Source organism: Ascidiimonas meishanensis, assembly GCF_037782385.1.
Classification (GTDB): Bacteria; Bacteroidota; Bacteroidia; order Flavobacteriales; family Flavobacteriaceae; genus Ascidiimonas; species Ascidiimonas meishanensis.
Map to the genome: position 1 here is coordinate 1 of NZ_JBBEXD010000010.1, position 17,849 is coordinate 17,849.

Sequence of the window (17,849 nt, forward strand, 5' to 3'; positions counted from 1 at the left end):
TTTCAGTATTCTATAAGTAGGTCGCATAAGGTTATCTGTATAAGGTAAAGTTTCCAACAAATTTTTAGCTATACGTAGCTACGTCAAAAAAATTACCTTTTTACTATTTAGGTTAAAAGTGTGAAACACTAAATTTTAGTATTCACACCATAAGGGCTTTTTAATATTCATAATTTGGTAACTACAAGATAGTGGAGAAAGTGGTAATTATAAAAAAAGTGTTGTAAGTACAGGTAGTTTTGTTGTAAAATTCTAAGAATATGATTTTCGCCTACGCTAAAAACGAATTAAATCTGCTCTTACAGACCATTTGATACCTAGCTTAAATACTGTAGATGTCTAAAATTCAAATTATTAAAACAACAAATTTGAAGGAAAAAGATGTGAAAATTAATGAATTTACTTATTTTTTGCTGTAATTGCTTCTTTAACAGAACCATGCTTTTTTAATAAAATCCCCGCTTCTTCCTTGGAGACTTCCAATTCTTCCATGATATAACGAATACCGCGATCTACCAACTTATTATTACTAAGTTGCATATTCACCATTTTGTTGCCCTTTACACGACCTATTTTAATCATGAGTGCGGTAGAAATCATATTTAAGACCAACTTTTGAGAAGTCCCGCTTTTCATCCGGGTACTTCCTGTAACAAATTCCGGACCTACCATTACTTCTATAGGTATGTCTGTTGATTTTGCCAATGGTGAACCGGGATTATTAGTGATACCTGCTGTAAGTATTCCATGTTCTCTGGCCGCTTTAACACCTCCTAATACGTATGGTGTAGTGCCTGAGGCTGCAATACCTACCACCGTATCATTTTTGTTAATAGTATGCATTGACAAATCTTTCCAAGCCTGTAATGTATCATCTTCTGCAAATTCTACTGCTTTCCTAATAGCACCATCCCCGCCAGCAATTAATCCTATAACGCGGTCATGTGGCAAGCCAAACGTAGGAGGAATTTCTGAAGCATCTAGTACCCCTAGCCTACCACTGGTGCCTGCTCCAATATAAAATAATCGGCCGCCATTTTCAAAACGTTCTGCAAGCATATCTACCAATTTCGCTATTTGAGGAGTAACACTGCATACCGCGTCTGCTATCTTCTTATCTTCATTATTAATATTCAAAAGAATATCCATGGTTGCCATAGATTCTAATTCATTATACAAAGAAGCTTCTTCTGTGATTGTTCTATGCTTTTTCATAGGCTTACAGGAAATGAGTCGTGTCGTTTCTAAATGGTTTCAATTCTTCAGAGTCTGGATTCAGTTCGGTAATAAGTGTATCCATCCTATCAAGATCACAGGTTTTATATCGTTGAGATGAGTTTAATTTATCTGAAATAGTTAAAAGCACCGTTTTTTTAGCGGCTTTAATCATGGCTCTTTTTAACTGTATTATTTCCCAATCAAACTCTGTGAGACCTCTTACTGGATCAAGATATCCTGTTCCAAGGAAACATATATCTGGTCTTATATCTGCTAGCATTGTTATGGCAGTACCTCCTATAGACACCTGTGCATCTTTTGAAAGTTCGCCTCCTATAAAAATTACCCGGGAATTAGGATGTGCTAATAATTGCATAGCAACTGGAAGACTCGGAGTAAAAAAAGTTAACTTAAGCTTAGGAGGTAACATTCTTGCAATTTCAAGATTCGTTGTACCACCATCTATCAATACCACATGACCATCTTTTAATAGATTTACTGCTTTTTGCGCGATAATGGTTTTTTTAGGATGCAGATAAATATCTTCCTCTTTGTAATTATAGATATTAAAACCTAAGGAAACCGCTCCTCCATGTACTTTCTTAAGTTTCTTTTTACCGTGCAATTCTTTGACATCCCTTCGTACTGTATCTACAGAAACATTGAGGATTTCCGCAATATCGGGCAGCAAAACCCTGTTATGGATATGCACTTCATTTAAAATAACTTGATGTCTTTCTTCTTTTAACATATAAAACAGTTAATAGTTGCAAATATAACATAGCTAATCGCTATAAATAGAAAAAAACTGCAAAAAAAACTGCAAAAAATTGCAAACTAGAATTTTTTACACGTACTTTGACACAGATTTAAGCTTAGTAAAGATAATTTTTTAAACATAAAGGGTATGCAAAATAATCAAGAAACTACTGGAAAAAGTATGACGTTTGATCTGGAATCTAAAAAATTCGAGAAGATTGAAACACTTGTATACGATAACTCTCAAACGGCCTCTTTTTATATTGCAAAGCAAATTGCAGATTGTATTAAGGAAAAAACGTTGCAAGGGGAATATGCCGTGTTAGGTTTGGCAACGGGATCTAGTCCTACTAAAGTTTATGATTATTTAGTCCAATTTCATAAAGAAGAAGGGCTTAGTTTTAAAAATGTTATATCCTTTAATCTTGATGAGTACTATCCAATGAATCCAGAGGCCATGCAAAGTTACCGGCGCTTTATGGATGAGCACCTTTTTAATCACGTAGATATTGAAGAAAATAATATTATGGTGCCAGACGGTACTTTGGCACCTGATGAAGTAAAAGCATACTGTGAATCTTATGAAAAACGTATTGAGGAGCATGGAGGTATTGATATTCAAATTCTTGGAATAGGCAGAACGGGGCATGTTGGATTTAATGAACCTGGTTCTTCTGTGAATAGTAAAACCCGTTTAATAAGACTTGACAAGATTACAAGACTAGACGCTGCCAGCGATTTTTTTGGAGAAGAAAATGTTCCTTTTCGTGCTATAACCATGGGGGTAGGAACCATTTTGGCTGCAAAGAAAATTTTTCTCATGGCATGGGGTGAAGGAAAAGCTTCCATCATCAGAGAAGCCGTAGAGGGAAAAATCAAAGAATCTATTCCAGCTACTTTCTTGCAAAATCATGCAGATTGTACTTTTATTGTTGATACGGCTGCTGCTTCTAAGTTAACCAGAATTAATACGCCTTGGTTAGTCTCAGAATGTAGTTGGGATGATACACTGATAAAAAAAGCAGTGATTTGGTTATCTGAAAAACTAAGCAAAGCTATTCTTAAGATTACCAATGAAGACTATAACGAATATGGAATGGGTAATTTGGTTGCCGAAATAGGTTCTGCAGAAGAAATTAACTTAAAAGTATTTAATCAATTACAAAGAACCATTACAGGCTGGCCAGGTGGCAAACCTAATCACGATGATAGTAATAGACCAGAAAGAGCAAACCCTTTTCCAAAGACCTCTGTTATATTTAGTCCGCACCCAGATGATGATGTAATTTCAATGGGAGGAACCCTCTTGCGTTTGGTAGACCAACAACACGATGTGCATGTAGCCTATCAAACCTCAGGAAATATTGCAGTTTTTGATGACGAGGTAATTAGATTTTTAGATTTTGCTAAAGAAATTGTAAGCTCAAATGAAGCAGAGACAGAAATGGATCAGCTAGCTAAAAAAGTGAGGGAGTTTATGAAGAAAAAGCATCCGGGAGATATAGACCAACCAGAAATTCAAAAGTTTAAAGGTCTTATTAGAAAAGGAGAAGCACTAGCTGCCTGCAGATATTGTGGCGTAGACGAAAAAAATGCCCACTTTTTAAACTTGCCTTTCTACGAAACTGGAGCCATCAAGAAAAAACCTGCAGGTGAAGAAGATATTCAAATTACGTACGACTTATTAAATAAAATAAAACCCAATCAAATTTTTGCTGCCGGTGACTTATCAGATCCCCATGGAACCCATAGGGTTTGTTTACAAGTGGTTTATGCTGCTATAGATAGATTGGTTAAAGATAAAGTTGATTGGATTAAAGATTGTTATGTATGGTTATACCGCGGAGCTTGGCAAGAATGGGATATCTCAGATATGGAAATGGCGGTTCCCATTGGGCCCAAAGATATGAATAGAAAGCGAAATGCCATTTTTAAGCATCAGTCTCAAAAAGATAGCGCTATGTTCCCCGGAAGTGATGAAAGAGAGTTCTGGCAGCGGGCAGAAGATAGAAATAAAGATACCGCAGATAGATATAATAATTTAGGCCTTGCAGAATATGAAGCTATTGAAGGTTTTGTAAGGTATAAATTTGAAGAAAATAAGCTTTAATCTCACCAGAAAAAAGCGTTAAAAAAAGTGACATGCTACACTATAAAATTGGTGACAAACAATAATACCCCCTTTAACGTTCTTACATGTAAATTATTTAGTATTGGTTTGGTTTAGTCAAGAATTGCCTGCTTTGAGTTGATCCCTTAAAGTAGGCTTTTTTATGCTTCAAAATACGCACCAAAGTCTAGTTTTTAAATAGGAGCACTACAAAAAAAGCATTCTTTAAAGAATATTTATTCCCTAAATGTGATAAAAATACCTATTAGCAATAACGTATTTGAAATAAAAATACCTTTACCCGGCTTGCAGGATAAAAGTCTTAAATCCCATTAGAAATTTTTCTATATTTTTGGGTACAACCAATATTTAATTAAATCCGCTCTTTTATCCATGCAAAATTTACAGTTCCCAATTAAATTCACCTTTAAAATCAGTACGCTTTCTAACGACTTCACAGCAATAGATGCTCGTGGAAAAATGGTTGCTTACGTAAGACAAAAGATGTTCAAGTTTAAAGAAGATGTTCTCATTTATTCAGATACCTCTAAGTCTAAAATAAACTATAGAATTAAAGCAGACCGTTGGCTGGATTTTTCCGTAGCATTTAGTTTTTTTGATACAGATGGTACAGAATTCGGCAAAGTGGTTCGAAAAGGATGGCGCTCCATCTGGAAAGCAGAATATGAATTGATAGATGAATCTGCCAATAGCCAATATCTTATTAAAGAAGAAAACGCCTGGGTAAAAGTGCTGGATTCTATACTTGGTGGAATCCCCATCTTAGGAATATTCTCAGGGTATTTCTTTAATCCCTCTTATGCGGTTACCAATAAAAAGGGAGAAATTATAGTGAGACTAAAAAAAGAGGCCTCCTTTTTTGGCAGAAAGTTTGAAGTCACCAAATTAAAAAATATTGATAACGATGATGATGACAGAATAATGCTGGGGCTTATGATGATGATCTTATTGGAAAGAAGAAGAGGTTAAAATTGATTTGCCCTACAGATTCCAGAAACAATTGATATGCACCCTGAAATTAAAAGTAGACTCCATTTTTTCTTTGGTACATTTATACTTTTAAATCCCTATTTAATGTGAGTGCAATCTAATTTCAGTTTTCTATTTTAATCTTAAACAGGGTCTTTGAATTATTAAATAAATTACATATAAGTTACTTTATTTAAGGATATCTGTATAAGGCATCACCTCAATATTTTCTTTTAGAACTAACTAAAATATTATATTTCACAAGTACCATAAAGCGTGCATTTTTTATAAAAACTATCTCCACTCATGTTTAAAAAACTAATTTTAATTAGTCTACTTTCTATTTTTATTTCTTGTGGGAGTGTACTTCCTGAAAATTTAAGGGCTCCTAAAACCGAATTTAGAGGGGTTTGGATTGCTACCGTAGTGAATATAGACTGGCCAGCTTCCGGTGCCGATGATCTCATTAAGAAGAAAACGGATTTCTTAAAACTGCTGGATTTCTATCAACAACTTCATTTCAATGCGGCTATTATTCAAATTAGAACTGCTGGAGATGCCTTTTACCCTTCAGAATTTGCACCCTGGTCCCGATTTTTAACAGGCAAAGAAGGCGCTTCTTCACCTGATTATGAGCATTTATTGCCTTGGATGATTGAGGAAACCCATAAACGCGGAATGGAGTTTCATGCCTGGCTCAACCCCTATCGTGCTACATTTGACTTAAATACAAACATCCTAAGCGACACACATGATTTTAATACCCACCCAGAATGGATGGTGAAATACGGAAAAAAATATTATTACAATCCGGGCTTACCAGACGTACAAAACCATCTTCTCAACATCATTAATGAAGTGGTTGAGAATTATGATATTGACGCAATTCATTTTGATGATTACTTCTATCCCTATACTATAAAAGGTGAAGTTTTTAATGATCTTGAAGCCTATCAGAATTATGCAGGTGAGGGTATGTCCATTGAAGAATGGCGACGTGACAATATAAATATACTTATTAAAAATACGCACGCCGCTATAAAAGCTCAGAAACCCTGGGTAACATTTGGTATAAGTCCATTTGGTGTTTGGCGTAATGCCTCAAAAGATCCTTTAGGGTCTGATACCAGAGCAGGACAAACCACCTATGATGATCTTTATGCAGATGCTTTAAAATGGATAAAAAATGGTTGGATTGATTATATTGCTCCGCAGCTCTACTGGAGTCTGCATTACCCTCCCGCAAGCCATTCTAAACTTATAGACTGGTGGTCTAAAAATACAAAAGACACCCAATTGTATATTGGTAATGGTCCGTACAAAATAAGAAACAATGCAGATAAAGCATGGAAAAAGAAAAAGGAATTGCCTAAACAATTAAGTCTTGCTAGAACCACGGCACAAGTAGATGGGAATATTTTTTTTAGTGCCAAATCGTTAACCGAAAAAAACAAGGATGTGGTGAAACATCTAAAAAGAAAATACTATAAATATCCTGCCCTCACCCCACCTAAAAAGAAAGATCCTGTAGCATTTGATGCCCCCACCATAAAAAAGGCATCCTTAAAAAATGGACACTATAGAATTACCCTAACCCATACCACCAGTGAAACTCCGTACTTGATTTTCTACGGATTCAAATCTAAGAGAGCCATCAATCTAAAAACGGGAAAGAACATCCTCACTAAAACATACCTGGATACTAAAAAGGAGCTTATTTTAGATCAAAATTTACTAAAACATAAAAAGATTTTTGCCATTTCTTACCTCAATAAGTATGGTCAAGAAAGCAAGCCATTTTTATTTACTTTTAAGGAGCAGAAAGACGGTAGCCTTTCTATCTATAATTTGCCTTTATAGTAGTGAGGATGCTCTAGTATTCCTGGGTAAAATATAGGCACATCAAAAAGCAATCGTTACAATTATATGATACAAAAACAAGTATGAAGGAAACAAAAAAAAATAAAAATGCCTGGTTTTGGGTTCCTTCACTATATTTTACAGAAGGCTTGCCCTATGTAATCATCATAACCGTTTCGGTAGTGATGTACAAAAAATTAGGATTAAGTAATGCAGACATTGGTTTGTATACCAGTTGGTTCTACCTCCCTTGGGTCATTAAACCACTTTGGAGCCCATTAGTAGACATTAAATCTACCAAACGCAGATGGTTTTTAGCCATGCAACTTTTAATCACCTTCGCTTTCTTGGCTATTGGTTTTGTGCTCCCTACAAACTCCTTTCTCATTTTAAGCCTTGCTTTCTTTTGGATGGCTGCTTTTGCTTCTGCTACCCATGATATTGCTGCAGATGGATATTACCTCATGGGGTTAACTCAAGACAAACAATCCTTCTTTATAGGAGTACGCAGTACATTTTACAGATTAGCCATGATTACAGGGCAAGGACTCATTGTAGTTTTTGCAGGTTTCATGGAAGAACACTATTCAAACCCTCAAAATGCATGGTCTGTTACCATGATGGTTACTGCGGGGCTTATGCTTCTGGTTACCTGTATTAATATGCTTACTACTTCTGAAGTAGATGAAGATGTTGCCCTTGAAGAGAAACCTAGTTTTATAGAAGTATTCACCAGCTTTTTTCAAAAAAAACAAATCTGGATGAGTATTGCTTTTATCTTTACGTACCGCCTGGGAGAATCGCAATTAGTAAAAATGGCAGCCCCCTTTTTATTAGATACCCCACAAGAAGGCGGAATAGGGCTTTCCACCTCAGAACATGGCCTCATTTACGGCACTTTTGGGGTTATTGCCTTGTTACTTGGTGGGATTTTGGGAGGGATTCTTATTTCTAAAGACGGATTGGGAAAATGGATGTTACCTATGATTCTGGCACTTAACATTCCCAATGCTTTTTACGCTGTTTTGGCGTTTACACAGCCAGACTCCGTTATTTTAGCGGCGGCAGTGGTGATTTTAGAACAATTTGGGTATGGCTTTGGATTTACGGCCTTTATGATGTATTTAATTTATGTAGCGGAAGGCATTTCTAAAACCGCCCACTACTCCATTGCTACTGGTTTAATGGCTTTAGGAATGATGCTCCCCGGAATGATTAGTGGTTACATACAGGAATATTTAGGATATCCGTTCTTTTTTGTTTGGGTATTGCTGGCAGCAATTCCAGCAATCATACTAATAAAAAAAGTAGATTTCCCCTATGAATACGGTAAAAAAGCAACTGGCTAAAAACAGGCCTTGCCTTGCCCATATTTTGAAGGTTGAATGCTATAGTAAAGAAATAGCGCTAAAAAACAGTTAAAATAACTCATATTAAACAGCAACCAATTGCTGGTATTTTTATGTTAAACGAAGCTTACAAATGAGTACATATTACGTAATAGGATTAATGTCTGGCACCTCCTTAGATGGATTGGATATGGTGTATACACATATCTATAAGAAAGATAATCATTGGGACTTTCAAATAGTAAATACTAGGAGTGTTGCTTACGATCCCGCTTTTGCCGCCCAACTTAAAAATGCGGTACACCTAAGTGCAGAAAAATTACTTATGCTTCATAACAGCTATGGGAGTTGGTTAGGCAAACAGGTGGCTCAGTTTATAAAAGAAGAAAAATTAGAGCCTACGCTTATTTCATCGCATGGGCATACCGTTTTTCATCAACCAGAAAAAGGATTCACCTATCAAATAGGTTCCGGTCAACATTTAGCAAATAGCTGTGGTGTGAAGGTGGTCTGTGATTTTAGAAGTAATGATCTTACCTTGGGCGGACAAGGCGCGCCTTTTGTACCTATTGGAGACCGTATCTTTTTTAGCAACTATGATTTCTGTTTGAATGTAGGAGGCATTAGCAATTTCTCTTTTGAAAAAAATGGAGAACGACTTGCGTATGACATTTCACCCGCAAACATGCTCCTAAATTATATCGTAAATAAAATTAATCTTCCCTATGATGCTGATGGAAGTATCGGCAGAAGTGGTGCTTTAAACCCTTCTTTATTAAAAAAACTAAATGCCCTCCCCTACTACCAGGCTCCTTTTCCAAAGTCTTTGGGGTATGAATGGTTTCTAAAAGAAGTAGTTCCCATTATTGAAGAAACGCAAGACACCATAGAAAATGTATTGCATACCTGCGTGCATCATATTACAGCGCAGATTGCTGCCAATGCAAAAATGGTTTTTTCCAGTGCAGACACGCAGATGTTAGTCACCGGTGGTGGCGCAAAAAATGGCTTTTTTATGGAGGTATTGCAGGAAAAACTCAAAAACCACAGTAAAATAGTAGTCCCGGAAACGGTACTTATAGACTTTAAAGAAGCGTTGGTATTTGCCCTAATGGGCGTGTTAAGACTAGAAAAAGAAACAAATGTACTGCGCTCTGTTACAGGCGCTTCCAGAAACTCTTCTTCCGGTGTTCTGTATGAGCCTATATAGATGATTAAAGTCATAAAGAGTTTCAATTGCAATCCTTAAATTTGCTAAAATTAATTTAGATGCTCATCATTGGAATTGCAGGAGGAACCGGTTGTGGCAAAACAACGGTAGTAAATCAAATTATAAATGAACTCCCCGAGGAAGAGGTAGGCGTAATATCTCAAGATTCCTACTACAAAGAAACCTCTCATCTCTCTTATGCAGAAAGAACCAAAATAAATTTTGATCATCCCAGAGCGATTGATTTTGATTTACTCAGAGCACATCTCACACAATTAAAAAAAGGAGATCCTATTCCTCAACCCGTATATTCCTTTGTAAAACACAATAGAACTACAGATACCATTCTTACGCATCCCAGAAAAGTGATGATTGTAGAAGGAATTCTAATTCTGTCTAATGCAGAAATAAGAAATATGTTTGATATTAAGATTTTTGTGCATGCAGATTCAGATGAAAGACTTATCAGACGTATTAAAAGAGATATTACAGAAAGAGGAAGAGATATAGAAGAGGTACTTACAAGATATCAAACTACCCTTAAACCCATGCATCATCAATTTATTGAGCCTATGAAAGAGTATGCAGATATTATTATTCCCAATAATAAATACAATACGGTAGCCGTAGATATTGTACGTACCATTATTAATAATCGCATTCAATAAGATGACATTTAAAGAACTTTTAAAAAATAAATGGTTTAAAGTCTTTAGTAGTATTTATGTACTAGTACTCACCATATTTGCGGTCTGGATGTTATTTTTTGACACCAATTCTATCCTTTTTCACCACGAATTAAATCAAGAAATAAAAAAACTGGAAAAACAAAAAGAGCATTTACAAAAGGAGATAGAGAGCGATAAAAAGGTAATTAAAAAACTAAATGAGGCTGGCGGACTTGAAAAATTTGCCCGGGAAGAATATTATCTAAAAAAAGAAAACGAAGACATTTATATTATTGAGGACGAGGACAGCCTAAAAATTAAAGAAAATGAGTAATCCACTATTTAATGAGTTTTCTGGAGTTTCTGCAAAACAGTGGAAGCAAAAGATTCAGTTTGACCTAAAAGGTGCCGATTATAATGAAACCTTAATTACCCGCACACTGGAAGGGATAGATATTAAACCCTTTTACCACAGTGAAGAGGTAGACCCCTTAGCTGTAGCCATTTCAAACACCCCCTGGAAAGTAGCACAACGCATAGAAGTTACTGATGAAGTTACTGCCAATAAAAAAGCACTTAACGCCATCAAAGACGGTGTTGAAGCATTGGATTTTATCATTAACTCTCCTACCATCAACCTTCAAACCCTTTTAGAAAATATAGCCACTGAAAAAATTCAGCTTTACTTTAGTCCTCAATTTCTATCCGTAGCATTTGTGCAACAGTTGAATGAGGTAGCATCTGCCAAAAACAGCACGGTCTTTTGTGATCAAGATTTCATTGCACAGCTTGCAAGAACGGGCAATTGGTATGAAAATCTTGAAAAAGATCACGCAAAGCTGGCAAGCATTAGCCAACTATCCCTCAAAAATGTCAGTGTTATTTCTGTAGACAGCACCCTGTATCAAAATGCAGGAGCCAATGCGGTACAGCAACTTGCCTATGCCCTTTCACATGCCAATGAATATCTCAATTTCTTAGAAAAGAATGAGCGGCTAGACATATTGCAAAACAACCCTTTACGCTTTAAAGTAGCCGTAGGGAATGATTACTTTATGGAAATTGCCAAATTGCGGGCCCTTCGCATCCTATATAAGACCCTTGCCGAAGCATATCACATTCCAACCAACTGTTATATATTGGCAGAACCCTCTAAAAGAAATAAAACCATTTATGATTACAACCTAAATATGTTGCGTACCACTACGGAATGTATGAGTAGCGTTTTAGGAGGCGCAGATGCCATTTGTAATTTACCTTATGATAGTTTGTACCATCCATCCAATGAGTTTGGAGACCGTATTGCTAAAAATCAATTGCTCATTCTTAAGCATGAAAGTTATTTTGATAAAGTAGCCAATCCGGCAGACGGTGCCTATTATATAGAAGAGCTCACCAGGCAATTAGCCCAAAAAGCCCTTTCACTATTCAAACAGATTGAAGAAGGGGGCGGGTTTTTAAATCAGCTTAAAGAACACAACATCCAGCGTAAAATAAAGGAAAATGCGGCACTGGAACAAGAACTATTTGATAGCGGAAAGCGGGTTTTAGTAGGAACCAATAAGTATGAGAATCCGCAAGACCAGATGAAAGATTCCTTAGAGAAATCGCCTTTTCCTGAAAAAAAATCCCGAAAAACCATTATAGAGCCTATTCTTGAAAAAAGATTGGCAGAAAATTGGGAACAGCAACGTCTGGCAAAAGAAAAATAATATCGTTAATACCTATGGTAAGAAGCAAGGGTTAGGCACTAATCAAACGCTTCAAACCAATAGTTAAAAGAGCCTATTATGAGTACACGTAAGCAACTTCAACATCTAAAAATAGCAGCGCAGGAAACACCTACTGAGAGCATTTCAAAAGCCCCTTTTGAAACCGCTGAAGGCATTGAGGTAAAAAACGCCTATCATAAAAAAGATACCGCGCATCTGGAGCACTTGAATTTTGCGGCAGGCATTCCCCCCTATTTAAGAGGCCCTTACAGCACCATGTATGTACGAAGACCCTGGACCATACGGCAGTATGCGGGTTTCTCTACCGCAGAAGAGAGCAATGCATTCTATAGAAGAAATTTAGCAGCCGGCCAAAAAGGATTATCCGTTGCCTTTGATTTAGCTACGCACCGGGGGTATGATTCAGATCATGAACGCGTGATGGGCGATGTAGGCAAGGCAGGTGTTGCTATTGATTCTGTAGAAGACATGAAGGTGTTGTTTGATCAGATTCCGTTAGATAAAATGTCTGTTTCTATGACCATGAATGGTGCTGTGCTTCCTATTATGGCCTTTTATATTGTAGCCGCAGAAGAACAAGGCGTTTCTCCGGAAAAACTATCCGGAACCATCCAAAACGATATTTTAAAGGAGTTTATGGTAAGAAATACCTATATCTACCCACCTACTCCTTCCATGAAGATTATTGCAGATATCTTTGAATATGCCAGCAAGAACATGCCTAAATTCAATAGCATTAGTATTTCTGGCTACCATATGCAAGAAGCAGGCGCTACTGCCGATATTGAATTGGCCTATACCCTGGCAGACGGACTGGAATACATACGTACTGGCTTGGCAGCGGGCATGTCTATAGACGATTTTGCACCCCGCCTTTCCTTTTTCTGGGCGGTGGGTATGAACCATTTTATGGAAATTGCCAAAATGAGAGCCGGAAGAATGCTTTGGGCAAAACTGGTACAACAATTCAGCCCAAAAAATGAGAAGTCCTTAGCCCTGCGTACCCATAGCCAGACCAGCGGATGGAGCCTTACAGAACAAGACCCTTTTAACAACGTAGCCAGAACCTGTATAGAAGCCGCCGCCGCCGCTTTTGGAGGCACCCAGAGTTTGCACACCAATGCGTTAGATGAAGCCATTGCCTTGCCTACGGATTTCTCGGCACGGATAGCCCGAAACACCCAGATCTACTTACAGGAAGAAACCAACATCACCAAAACCGTAGACCCTTGGGCGGGAAGTTATTATGTAGAAAGCTTAACCCATGAGATAGCACAAAAAGCCTGGGCGCTTATGGAAGAAGTAGAAGAAATTGGCGGAATGACCAAAGCTATTGAAGCCGGCATTCCTAAAATGCGAATTGAAGAAGCCGCCGCCAGAAAACAAGCCAAGATAGATGGCACCAGAGATATTATAGTAGGCGTGAATAAATACAGACTGGCGCAAGAAGATCCGCTGCATATTTTAGAAGTAGATAATGAAAACGTACGCAAGCAACAGGTAGCCCAATTAAAGGCGATTAAAAAGAATAGAAATACTGAAAAAGTAGCCGCCGCTTTAAAAAATCTTACCCATGCCGCCAAATCAGGTGAAGAAAATTTACTAGCTTTAGCCGTTGTTGCGGCCAGAGAAAGAGCAACCCTTGGTGAAATAAGTGATGCGCTGGAAGCCGTTTATGGCAGATATAAAGCAAAAATTCAATCTTTTAGCGGCGTGTATTCAAAAGAAATTCAAAATGACGAAAGCTTTGCCAACGCAAAACAACTGGCAGACAGATTTGCAGAGAAGGAAGGCCGCCGACCTAGAATTATGATTGCCAAAATGGGACAAGACGGTCATGACCGAGGCGCCAAAGTAGTGGCCACAGGCTATGCAGACGTAGGTTTTGATGTAGACATAGGCCCCTTGTTTCAAACCCCGGCAGAAGCCGCCAAACAAGCCGTTGAAAACGATGTGCATATTCTAGGCGTTTCTTCCTTAGCCGCAGGGCATAAAACACTGGTACCACAAGTGATTGATGCCTTAAAGCAATACGGTAGAGAAGATATTATGGTGATTGTTGGAGGCGTCATCCCGCAGCAAGACTATCAGTTTTTATTTGATGCAGGCGCCCTGGCTGTTTTTGGCCCCGGTACCAAGATCAGTGAAGCCGCCATACAAATACTCACCATTTTAATAGACGAAGCATAAGCCTTGCTACAACAAACGGCAAGGCAGCAAGGCAAAACTGATTTAAAACCACTTCTTTTAAAATATCGATTATACTTTACACGCTTTTGAGGTCTTAGTATCAAAAAAAATAAGGACACGCTTAAAACGAATGTTTTAAAAATACCTCCGCAGGAACCGACTAAAAGCTCCGCATGTTTGGATCAAAACCTCCGCATGTTGAGACACTTTTCTGCGGAGGTTTGCACGCTTTCCTCCGCATGTTTTACTAAAACCCTCCTGAAAAAGGGGTTTTGATATGCCTTAGCCCTACTCAGAAATCCCCTTTGTGAAGTATAATTTATACTGACGGATATAGTTTATAGGTCTTTAGATGCATTTTGAGAATAGCAGCAAAGGCAAAAAACCACGCAATATTTTACAAACGGTTTTGGGCCAAGCCCCTTTAAACCCCTTGAAATACGATGTTTTCATTACAAATCTTTCCACACCTAAGGCATCCCGCCCACTGAGACTACTTCGGGCACTGAGGCTCTCGAAGTACTCGAAGTGCAAAAGCCCTATGGAGAAACAAAGACTCTTCTGATACTTCGGAATTCTTTGTTATGTTTCTGAACCCTGAGCGGAGCCGAAGGGTGGAGGGTAAAAGAAATGAAAAGCAAGTATACAATAGCCACTGATAAACGTACCAAGCTATCGCAAGTTTAGCTCTCATGAACCATAAACAAAAACAGTAAGAATACATCAAACAGGGCTTTCGAAATGATCATTCTTTAATAAAAGAAGTAAAATCAAAAAGCCCCACGCGGTGAAAAATCCTTTTTAGAAAGTATTCTTTCACGTAAGAGTAGCAAATACCTTCCGTTAGAAAAAGTCGAAGCCTTGGAGACTTTTTAGGAAGGCGTTTGCGGTTTTAAAAGTTGATAGACTTTTAAAAACACCTCCGGGAAAGCCTCTTCCGATACTTCGGAATTCTTTGTTATGTTTCTGAACCCTGAGCGGAGCCGAAGGGTGAAAATGAAAAGTAAGTATACCATAGCCACTGATAAACGTACCAAGCTATTTCAAGCCTACCGCTAACAACCAAGCGCTCACCAGATCTGGTAAAATACTTTTAAAGCAAAAAGGGTTATTCAATTTCCAACCCACTCCTACCCTTACGGATTCCCGTACGCTTTTTAACATTCACTTCTTTACCTTGCCGTAAGCATACCAATTATATGTTATTTTTTCTTACGAATAAATACGTGTTTGTAGCTTGACTATAAGAAAAACCATTGATTTTTGGTATGTTTGAATTAGCAATCTATGGAAATCTTAAGCGTTTCTAAATGTTTACAAGCGTTTACAAACGACCAAAAACGGATAAAATATTGATTTTAAGTTGATTACAAAAATAAATATAAGAGAAGTAAACGCAATTGCGTTTACTAACTAGTTAGCAAAAAGCGAAAAACCGAAACGCAAATGAAAATAAAATTCAAAAAGAAAAGATTACGTGTGAATTTAATTCTCGGAATAGTTTGGATTGCACTCGGAACTTTAAGTATTGCAACTGATGATGAAATTCGGTGGACTGAATATGGATATTTAGTCATCGGAATTTTATACATTGGACATTATTTATATGATTTGACAAACCAATATCTGACTATAGAAAATGGAACTATTCGTAAAAATGGACTTTATGGATACTGGAAAAAAATAAATCTGAATGAAATAAAATGGATTAAAAAGTTTGCTGGAGATTACACGCTAAAAACAGAAAAAAAAGAATTAAAAATCAATACTGAATTGATTGAAAAAGATTCGCTTACTGAATTGAATAAAGTATTGGCGAAACTGAATTTACCACCTGAAAAAACGCCATTTGCTAACAATGTATAACCGCAATTACGGCGGATTCGACTACGTCCGAATCCACTCGGAATTGCTAACGTCAGTGCCAAACCGAAAATTAACGCATATTAACCCGTAACTGACGGTTATACGAGACCGTTAGGCACAATATAACCAACTATGAGAACAAGTGGAATAATTTATGTTAATAGCGATGGAGTAATTCAACTTCATAAAAATATTATTGAAAGCCAAACAGTATTTGATGGTTCAATATTGTTTGGAATATATTATCCTCGCTCCAAAAGTGATGACGAATCTATAGAAAAGACTGATTTTATGATTACCCCAATTCCCTTCAAACATTGGAAATGTACAGGTAGGCTCATAATGAAATTAGAAAAACAGTCAACTTCAATTCCAATTATTACTGAATTTTTAAAACAAAATGGCATCTCAATAGCGCATTCAGTTTCAAATCGTTCAGCACATAGGTATAGCACTTGGGATTTACATATATCATTTGACTCATTAATAAACAAGGAACTTACTTATCTCGATAACAAATCTTATTATGAAGAGACATATTTTGAAATGGGTAAACTATCCAAATTACTTGTAAATGAGTTTGGAGATAAAGGGAAAAAATTGCTCTGGGTTGATAAAAAAGATATTGATTTAATAAACCCTCTCATTAGTAGTGTTAATACAGGTTTACACTTTTTTCATAACATAACAAATAAAAGAATAGAAAATGCAAAAGATTTAGACACGCAAACTCTTTATAAACCATTCAGCTTAAGATACACAAATGGTAATATAGTCTCGAATTCTGGTAAAAAAATAGGAAATATTTTAGCTATTGCAGATAAAAGAGATGAAAATCAAAGACAGCTTCCTACAATTGGTTTTATAGAGTCAGAATCTCATTATTTAAATTACAGGATTAGAATTATTCCTCGAGAAAAACTAACATTTATTTATAAAATATCAATTTACTATGAGAGAAAGGGAACTTCATCAAGTACTACTAGAGGTCTTTTAAACTTTCTTATGAATCAATTAAATTCTAGTGTTAAAGTTTGGATGTCATACAATCAACTTTATGAGTGTCGTGATAATTATGGTAGTGGTCGTATAAATATGTTTATAGAAACACCTAAAAATTTCAATGACCAAATATCATTTATGGAACACTTCAAAAATTTAATAGTAAGACTGAATAAAGAAAATAAACCGAAAGAACTTGAACACATTCAGTTTTGGCCTAAAATATTGCCTGTTTATCCTAACTACATAAGAAAACACTTTAAAGATCAAAGAGAATATCTAAAGAATAGAAAAAAAGATGTTTTTATAAGTTATTCAAGTCGAGATGATAAACACGCTGAAAGAATAAGGAAAAAATTAGAAGAAAATGGTTTGTCAGTTTTTAAAGCTGATAAGGAAATGAAGTCTGGCGATTTGTTTAATGAAAAAATTAGAATTGGACTAAACAATTGTAGAGAGGTATGTTTGTTATATTCTAAAAGCAGTAAAAATAGTTCATACGTTACAACTGAATGGGGAGCTGCCTGGTTTATGGGAAAAAAAATTATCACTATGTATCTAGATATGACTGAGGATGATGCACTTCAAAGTGACCAAAGATTGACACAGACTCAAATGATGAGGTTTGATGTTGATAATTTACCCTTTTATTGTGAAGAAGTAATGCAGCGAAGATTAGAATACTATTTAAATACTGACAAGTACGAATATTATAATTAAAAATACTGTGCCTAACAATAGTAGTCGTTGTACAAGCCAATAATTGATTATAAAGTTAATTATTTCAAGCCCTTCAGAAGGGTTTTTTTATTTTAGTTTATTGTTTTAGATTGTCAAATTAACAGGTTTTAAATAGGCGGAATAACAGTTTTGAAGCCATGATTTCATGATTTG

At 36.5% G+C, this 17,849-nt stretch carries 13 protein-coding genes; 11 read left to right on the plus strand and 2 right to left on the minus strand.

From position 1 onward, the window contains the following. Nucleotides 1-399: 399 nt before the first annotated feature. Both murQ and WBG07_RS15470 read right to left on the minus strand, forming a co-directional pair. On the minus strand, nucleotides 400-1,215 hold the full coding sequence (gene murQ, locus WBG07_RS15465; RefSeq protein WP_340202495.1) for an N-acetylmuramic acid 6-phosphate etherase: 816 nt from the start codon (nucleotides 1,213-1,215) through the stop codon (nucleotides 400-402). A gap of 4 nt (nucleotides 1,216-1,219) precedes the next feature. Further along, nucleotides 1,220-1,969 carry a DeoR/GlpR family DNA-binding transcription regulator gene (locus tag WBG07_RS15470; RefSeq protein WP_340202497.1) on the minus strand — a complete coding sequence of 250 codons (750 nt, stop codon included), beginning with the start codon at nucleotides 1,967-1,969 and terminating at the stop codon, nucleotides 1,220-1,222. 156 nt (nucleotides 1,970-2,125) lie between these two features. Between WBG07_RS15470 and nagB the strand changes: the two genes are divergently transcribed. The 11 genes from nagB to WBG07_RS15525 all read left to right on the plus strand — a co-directional run bounded on the left by nagB (nucleotide 2,126) and on the right by WBG07_RS15525 (nucleotide 17,675). Continuing rightward, the gene (gene nagB, locus WBG07_RS15475) at nucleotides 2,126-4,087 is read left to right on the plus strand and encodes a glucosamine-6-phosphate deaminase (protein ID WP_340202499.1); all 1,962 of its coding nucleotides are present in this window, start codon (nucleotides 2,126-2,128) and stop codon (nucleotides 4,085-4,087) included. A 393-nt stretch (nucleotides 4,088-4,480) separates the two neighbouring features. Continuing rightward, nucleotides 4,481-5,077 (plus strand): LURP-one-related/scramblase family protein, encoded by a 597-nt coding sequence (locus tag WBG07_RS15480; RefSeq protein WP_340202501.1) that lies wholly within the window; start codon nucleotides 4,481-4,483, stop codon nucleotides 5,075-5,077. Nucleotides 5,078-5,383: 306 nt separating this feature from the next. After that, the gene (locus WBG07_RS15485; protein ID WP_340202503.1) at nucleotides 5,384-6,937 is read left to right on the plus strand and encodes a glycoside hydrolase family 10 protein; all 1,554 of its coding nucleotides are present in this window, start codon (nucleotides 5,384-5,386) and stop codon (nucleotides 6,935-6,937) included. Between the two features lie 83 nt (nucleotides 6,938-7,020). Further along, nucleotides 7,021-8,286, plus strand: a complete 1,266-nt coding sequence (locus WBG07_RS15490) for an MFS transporter (protein WP_340202505.1) — start codon at nucleotides 7,021-7,023, stop codon at nucleotides 8,284-8,286. A gap of 133 nt (nucleotides 8,287-8,419) precedes the next feature. Further along, nucleotides 8,420-9,496 carry an anhydro-N-acetylmuramic acid kinase gene (locus WBG07_RS15495; protein ID WP_340202507.1) on the plus strand — a complete coding sequence of 359 codons (1,077 nt, stop codon included), beginning with the start codon at nucleotides 8,420-8,422 and terminating at the stop codon, nucleotides 9,494-9,496. Nucleotides 9,497-9,555: 59 nt separating this feature from the next. Beyond that, nucleotides 9,556-10,164 (plus strand): uridine kinase, encoded by a 609-nt coding sequence (gene udk / locus WBG07_RS15500; protein ID WP_340202509.1) that lies wholly within the window; start codon nucleotides 9,556-9,558, stop codon nucleotides 10,162-10,164. Nucleotide 10,165: 1 nt separating this feature from the next. Continuing rightward, nucleotides 10,166-10,498 carry an FtsB family cell division protein gene (locus WBG07_RS15505; RefSeq protein WP_340202511.1) on the plus strand — a complete coding sequence of 111 codons (333 nt, stop codon included), beginning with the start codon at nucleotides 10,166-10,168 and terminating at the stop codon, nucleotides 10,496-10,498. Beyond that, nucleotides 10,491-11,876: a methylmalonyl-CoA mutase subunit beta gene (locus WBG07_RS15510; protein ID WP_340202512.1), complete on the plus strand. Its 1,386-nt coding sequence runs from the start codon at nucleotides 10,491-10,493 to the stop codon at nucleotides 11,874-11,876. Before WBG07_RS15505 ends, WBG07_RS15510 begins: the two co-directional genes overlap by 8 nt. Before the next feature lie 78 nt (nucleotides 11,877-11,954). After that, complete coding sequence (scpA, locus tag WBG07_RS15515; protein WP_340202513.1) at nucleotides 11,955-14,087, plus strand: methylmalonyl-CoA mutase; 2,133 nt, start codon at nucleotides 11,955-11,957, stop codon at nucleotides 14,085-14,087. 1,446 nt (nucleotides 14,088-15,533) lie between these two features. Next, nucleotides 15,534-15,953, plus strand: coding sequence for a hypothetical protein (locus WBG07_RS15520; RefSeq protein WP_340202514.1), 420 nt, complete (start codon nucleotides 15,534-15,536; stop codon nucleotides 15,951-15,953). Between the two features lie 132 nt (nucleotides 15,954-16,085). Beyond that, nucleotides 16,086-17,675, plus strand: a complete 1,590-nt coding sequence (locus WBG07_RS15525; RefSeq protein WP_340202515.1) for a toll/interleukin-1 receptor domain-containing protein — start codon at nucleotides 16,086-16,088, stop codon at nucleotides 17,673-17,675. The last annotated feature ends 174 nt before the right edge of the window (nucleotides 17,676-17,849 follow it).

Excerpts from the sequence above, each read along its gene's own strand:
- murQ (WP_340202495.1), bottom strand. The coding sequence starts at position 1,215 with ATGAAAAAGCATAGAACAATCACAGAAGAAGCTTCTTTGTATAATGAA.
- WBG07_RS15470 (WP_340202497.1), bottom strand. The coding sequence starts at position 1,969 with ATGTTAAAAGAAGAAAGACATCAAGTTATTTTAAATGAAGTGCATATC.
- nagB (WP_340202499.1), top strand. The coding sequence starts at position 2,126 with ATGCAAAATAATCAAGAAACTACTGGAAAAAGTATGACGTTTGATCTG.
- WBG07_RS15480 (WP_340202501.1), top strand. The coding sequence starts at position 4,481 with ATGCAAAATTTACAGTTCCCAATTAAATTCACCTTTAAAATCAGTACG.
- WBG07_RS15485 (WP_340202503.1), top strand. The coding sequence starts at position 5,384 with ATGTTTAAAAAACTAATTTTAATTAGTCTACTTTCTATTTTTATTTCT.
- WBG07_RS15490 (WP_340202505.1), top strand. The coding sequence starts at position 7,021 with ATGAAGGAAACAAAAAAAAATAAAAATGCCTGGTTTTGGGTTCCTTCA.
- WBG07_RS15495 (WP_340202507.1), top strand. The coding sequence starts at position 8,420 with ATGAGTACATATTACGTAATAGGATTAATGTCTGGCACCTCCTTAGAT.
- udk (WP_340202509.1), top strand. The coding sequence starts at position 9,556 with ATGCTCATCATTGGAATTGCAGGAGGAACCGGTTGTGGCAAAACAACG.
- WBG07_RS15505 (WP_340202511.1), top strand. The coding sequence starts at position 10,166 with ATGACATTTAAAGAACTTTTAAAAAATAAATGGTTTAAAGTCTTTAGT.
- WBG07_RS15510 (WP_340202512.1), top strand. The coding sequence starts at position 10,491 with ATGAGTAATCCACTATTTAATGAGTTTTCTGGAGTTTCTGCAAAACAG.
- scpA (WP_340202513.1), top strand. The coding sequence starts at position 11,955 with ATGAGTACACGTAAGCAACTTCAACATCTAAAAATAGCAGCGCAGGAA.
- WBG07_RS15520 (WP_340202514.1), top strand. The coding sequence starts at position 15,534 with ATGAAAATAAAATTCAAAAAGAAAAGATTACGTGTGAATTTAATTCTC.
- WBG07_RS15525 (WP_340202515.1), top strand. The coding sequence starts at position 16,086 with ATGAGAACAAGTGGAATAATTTATGTTAATAGCGATGGAGTAATTCAA.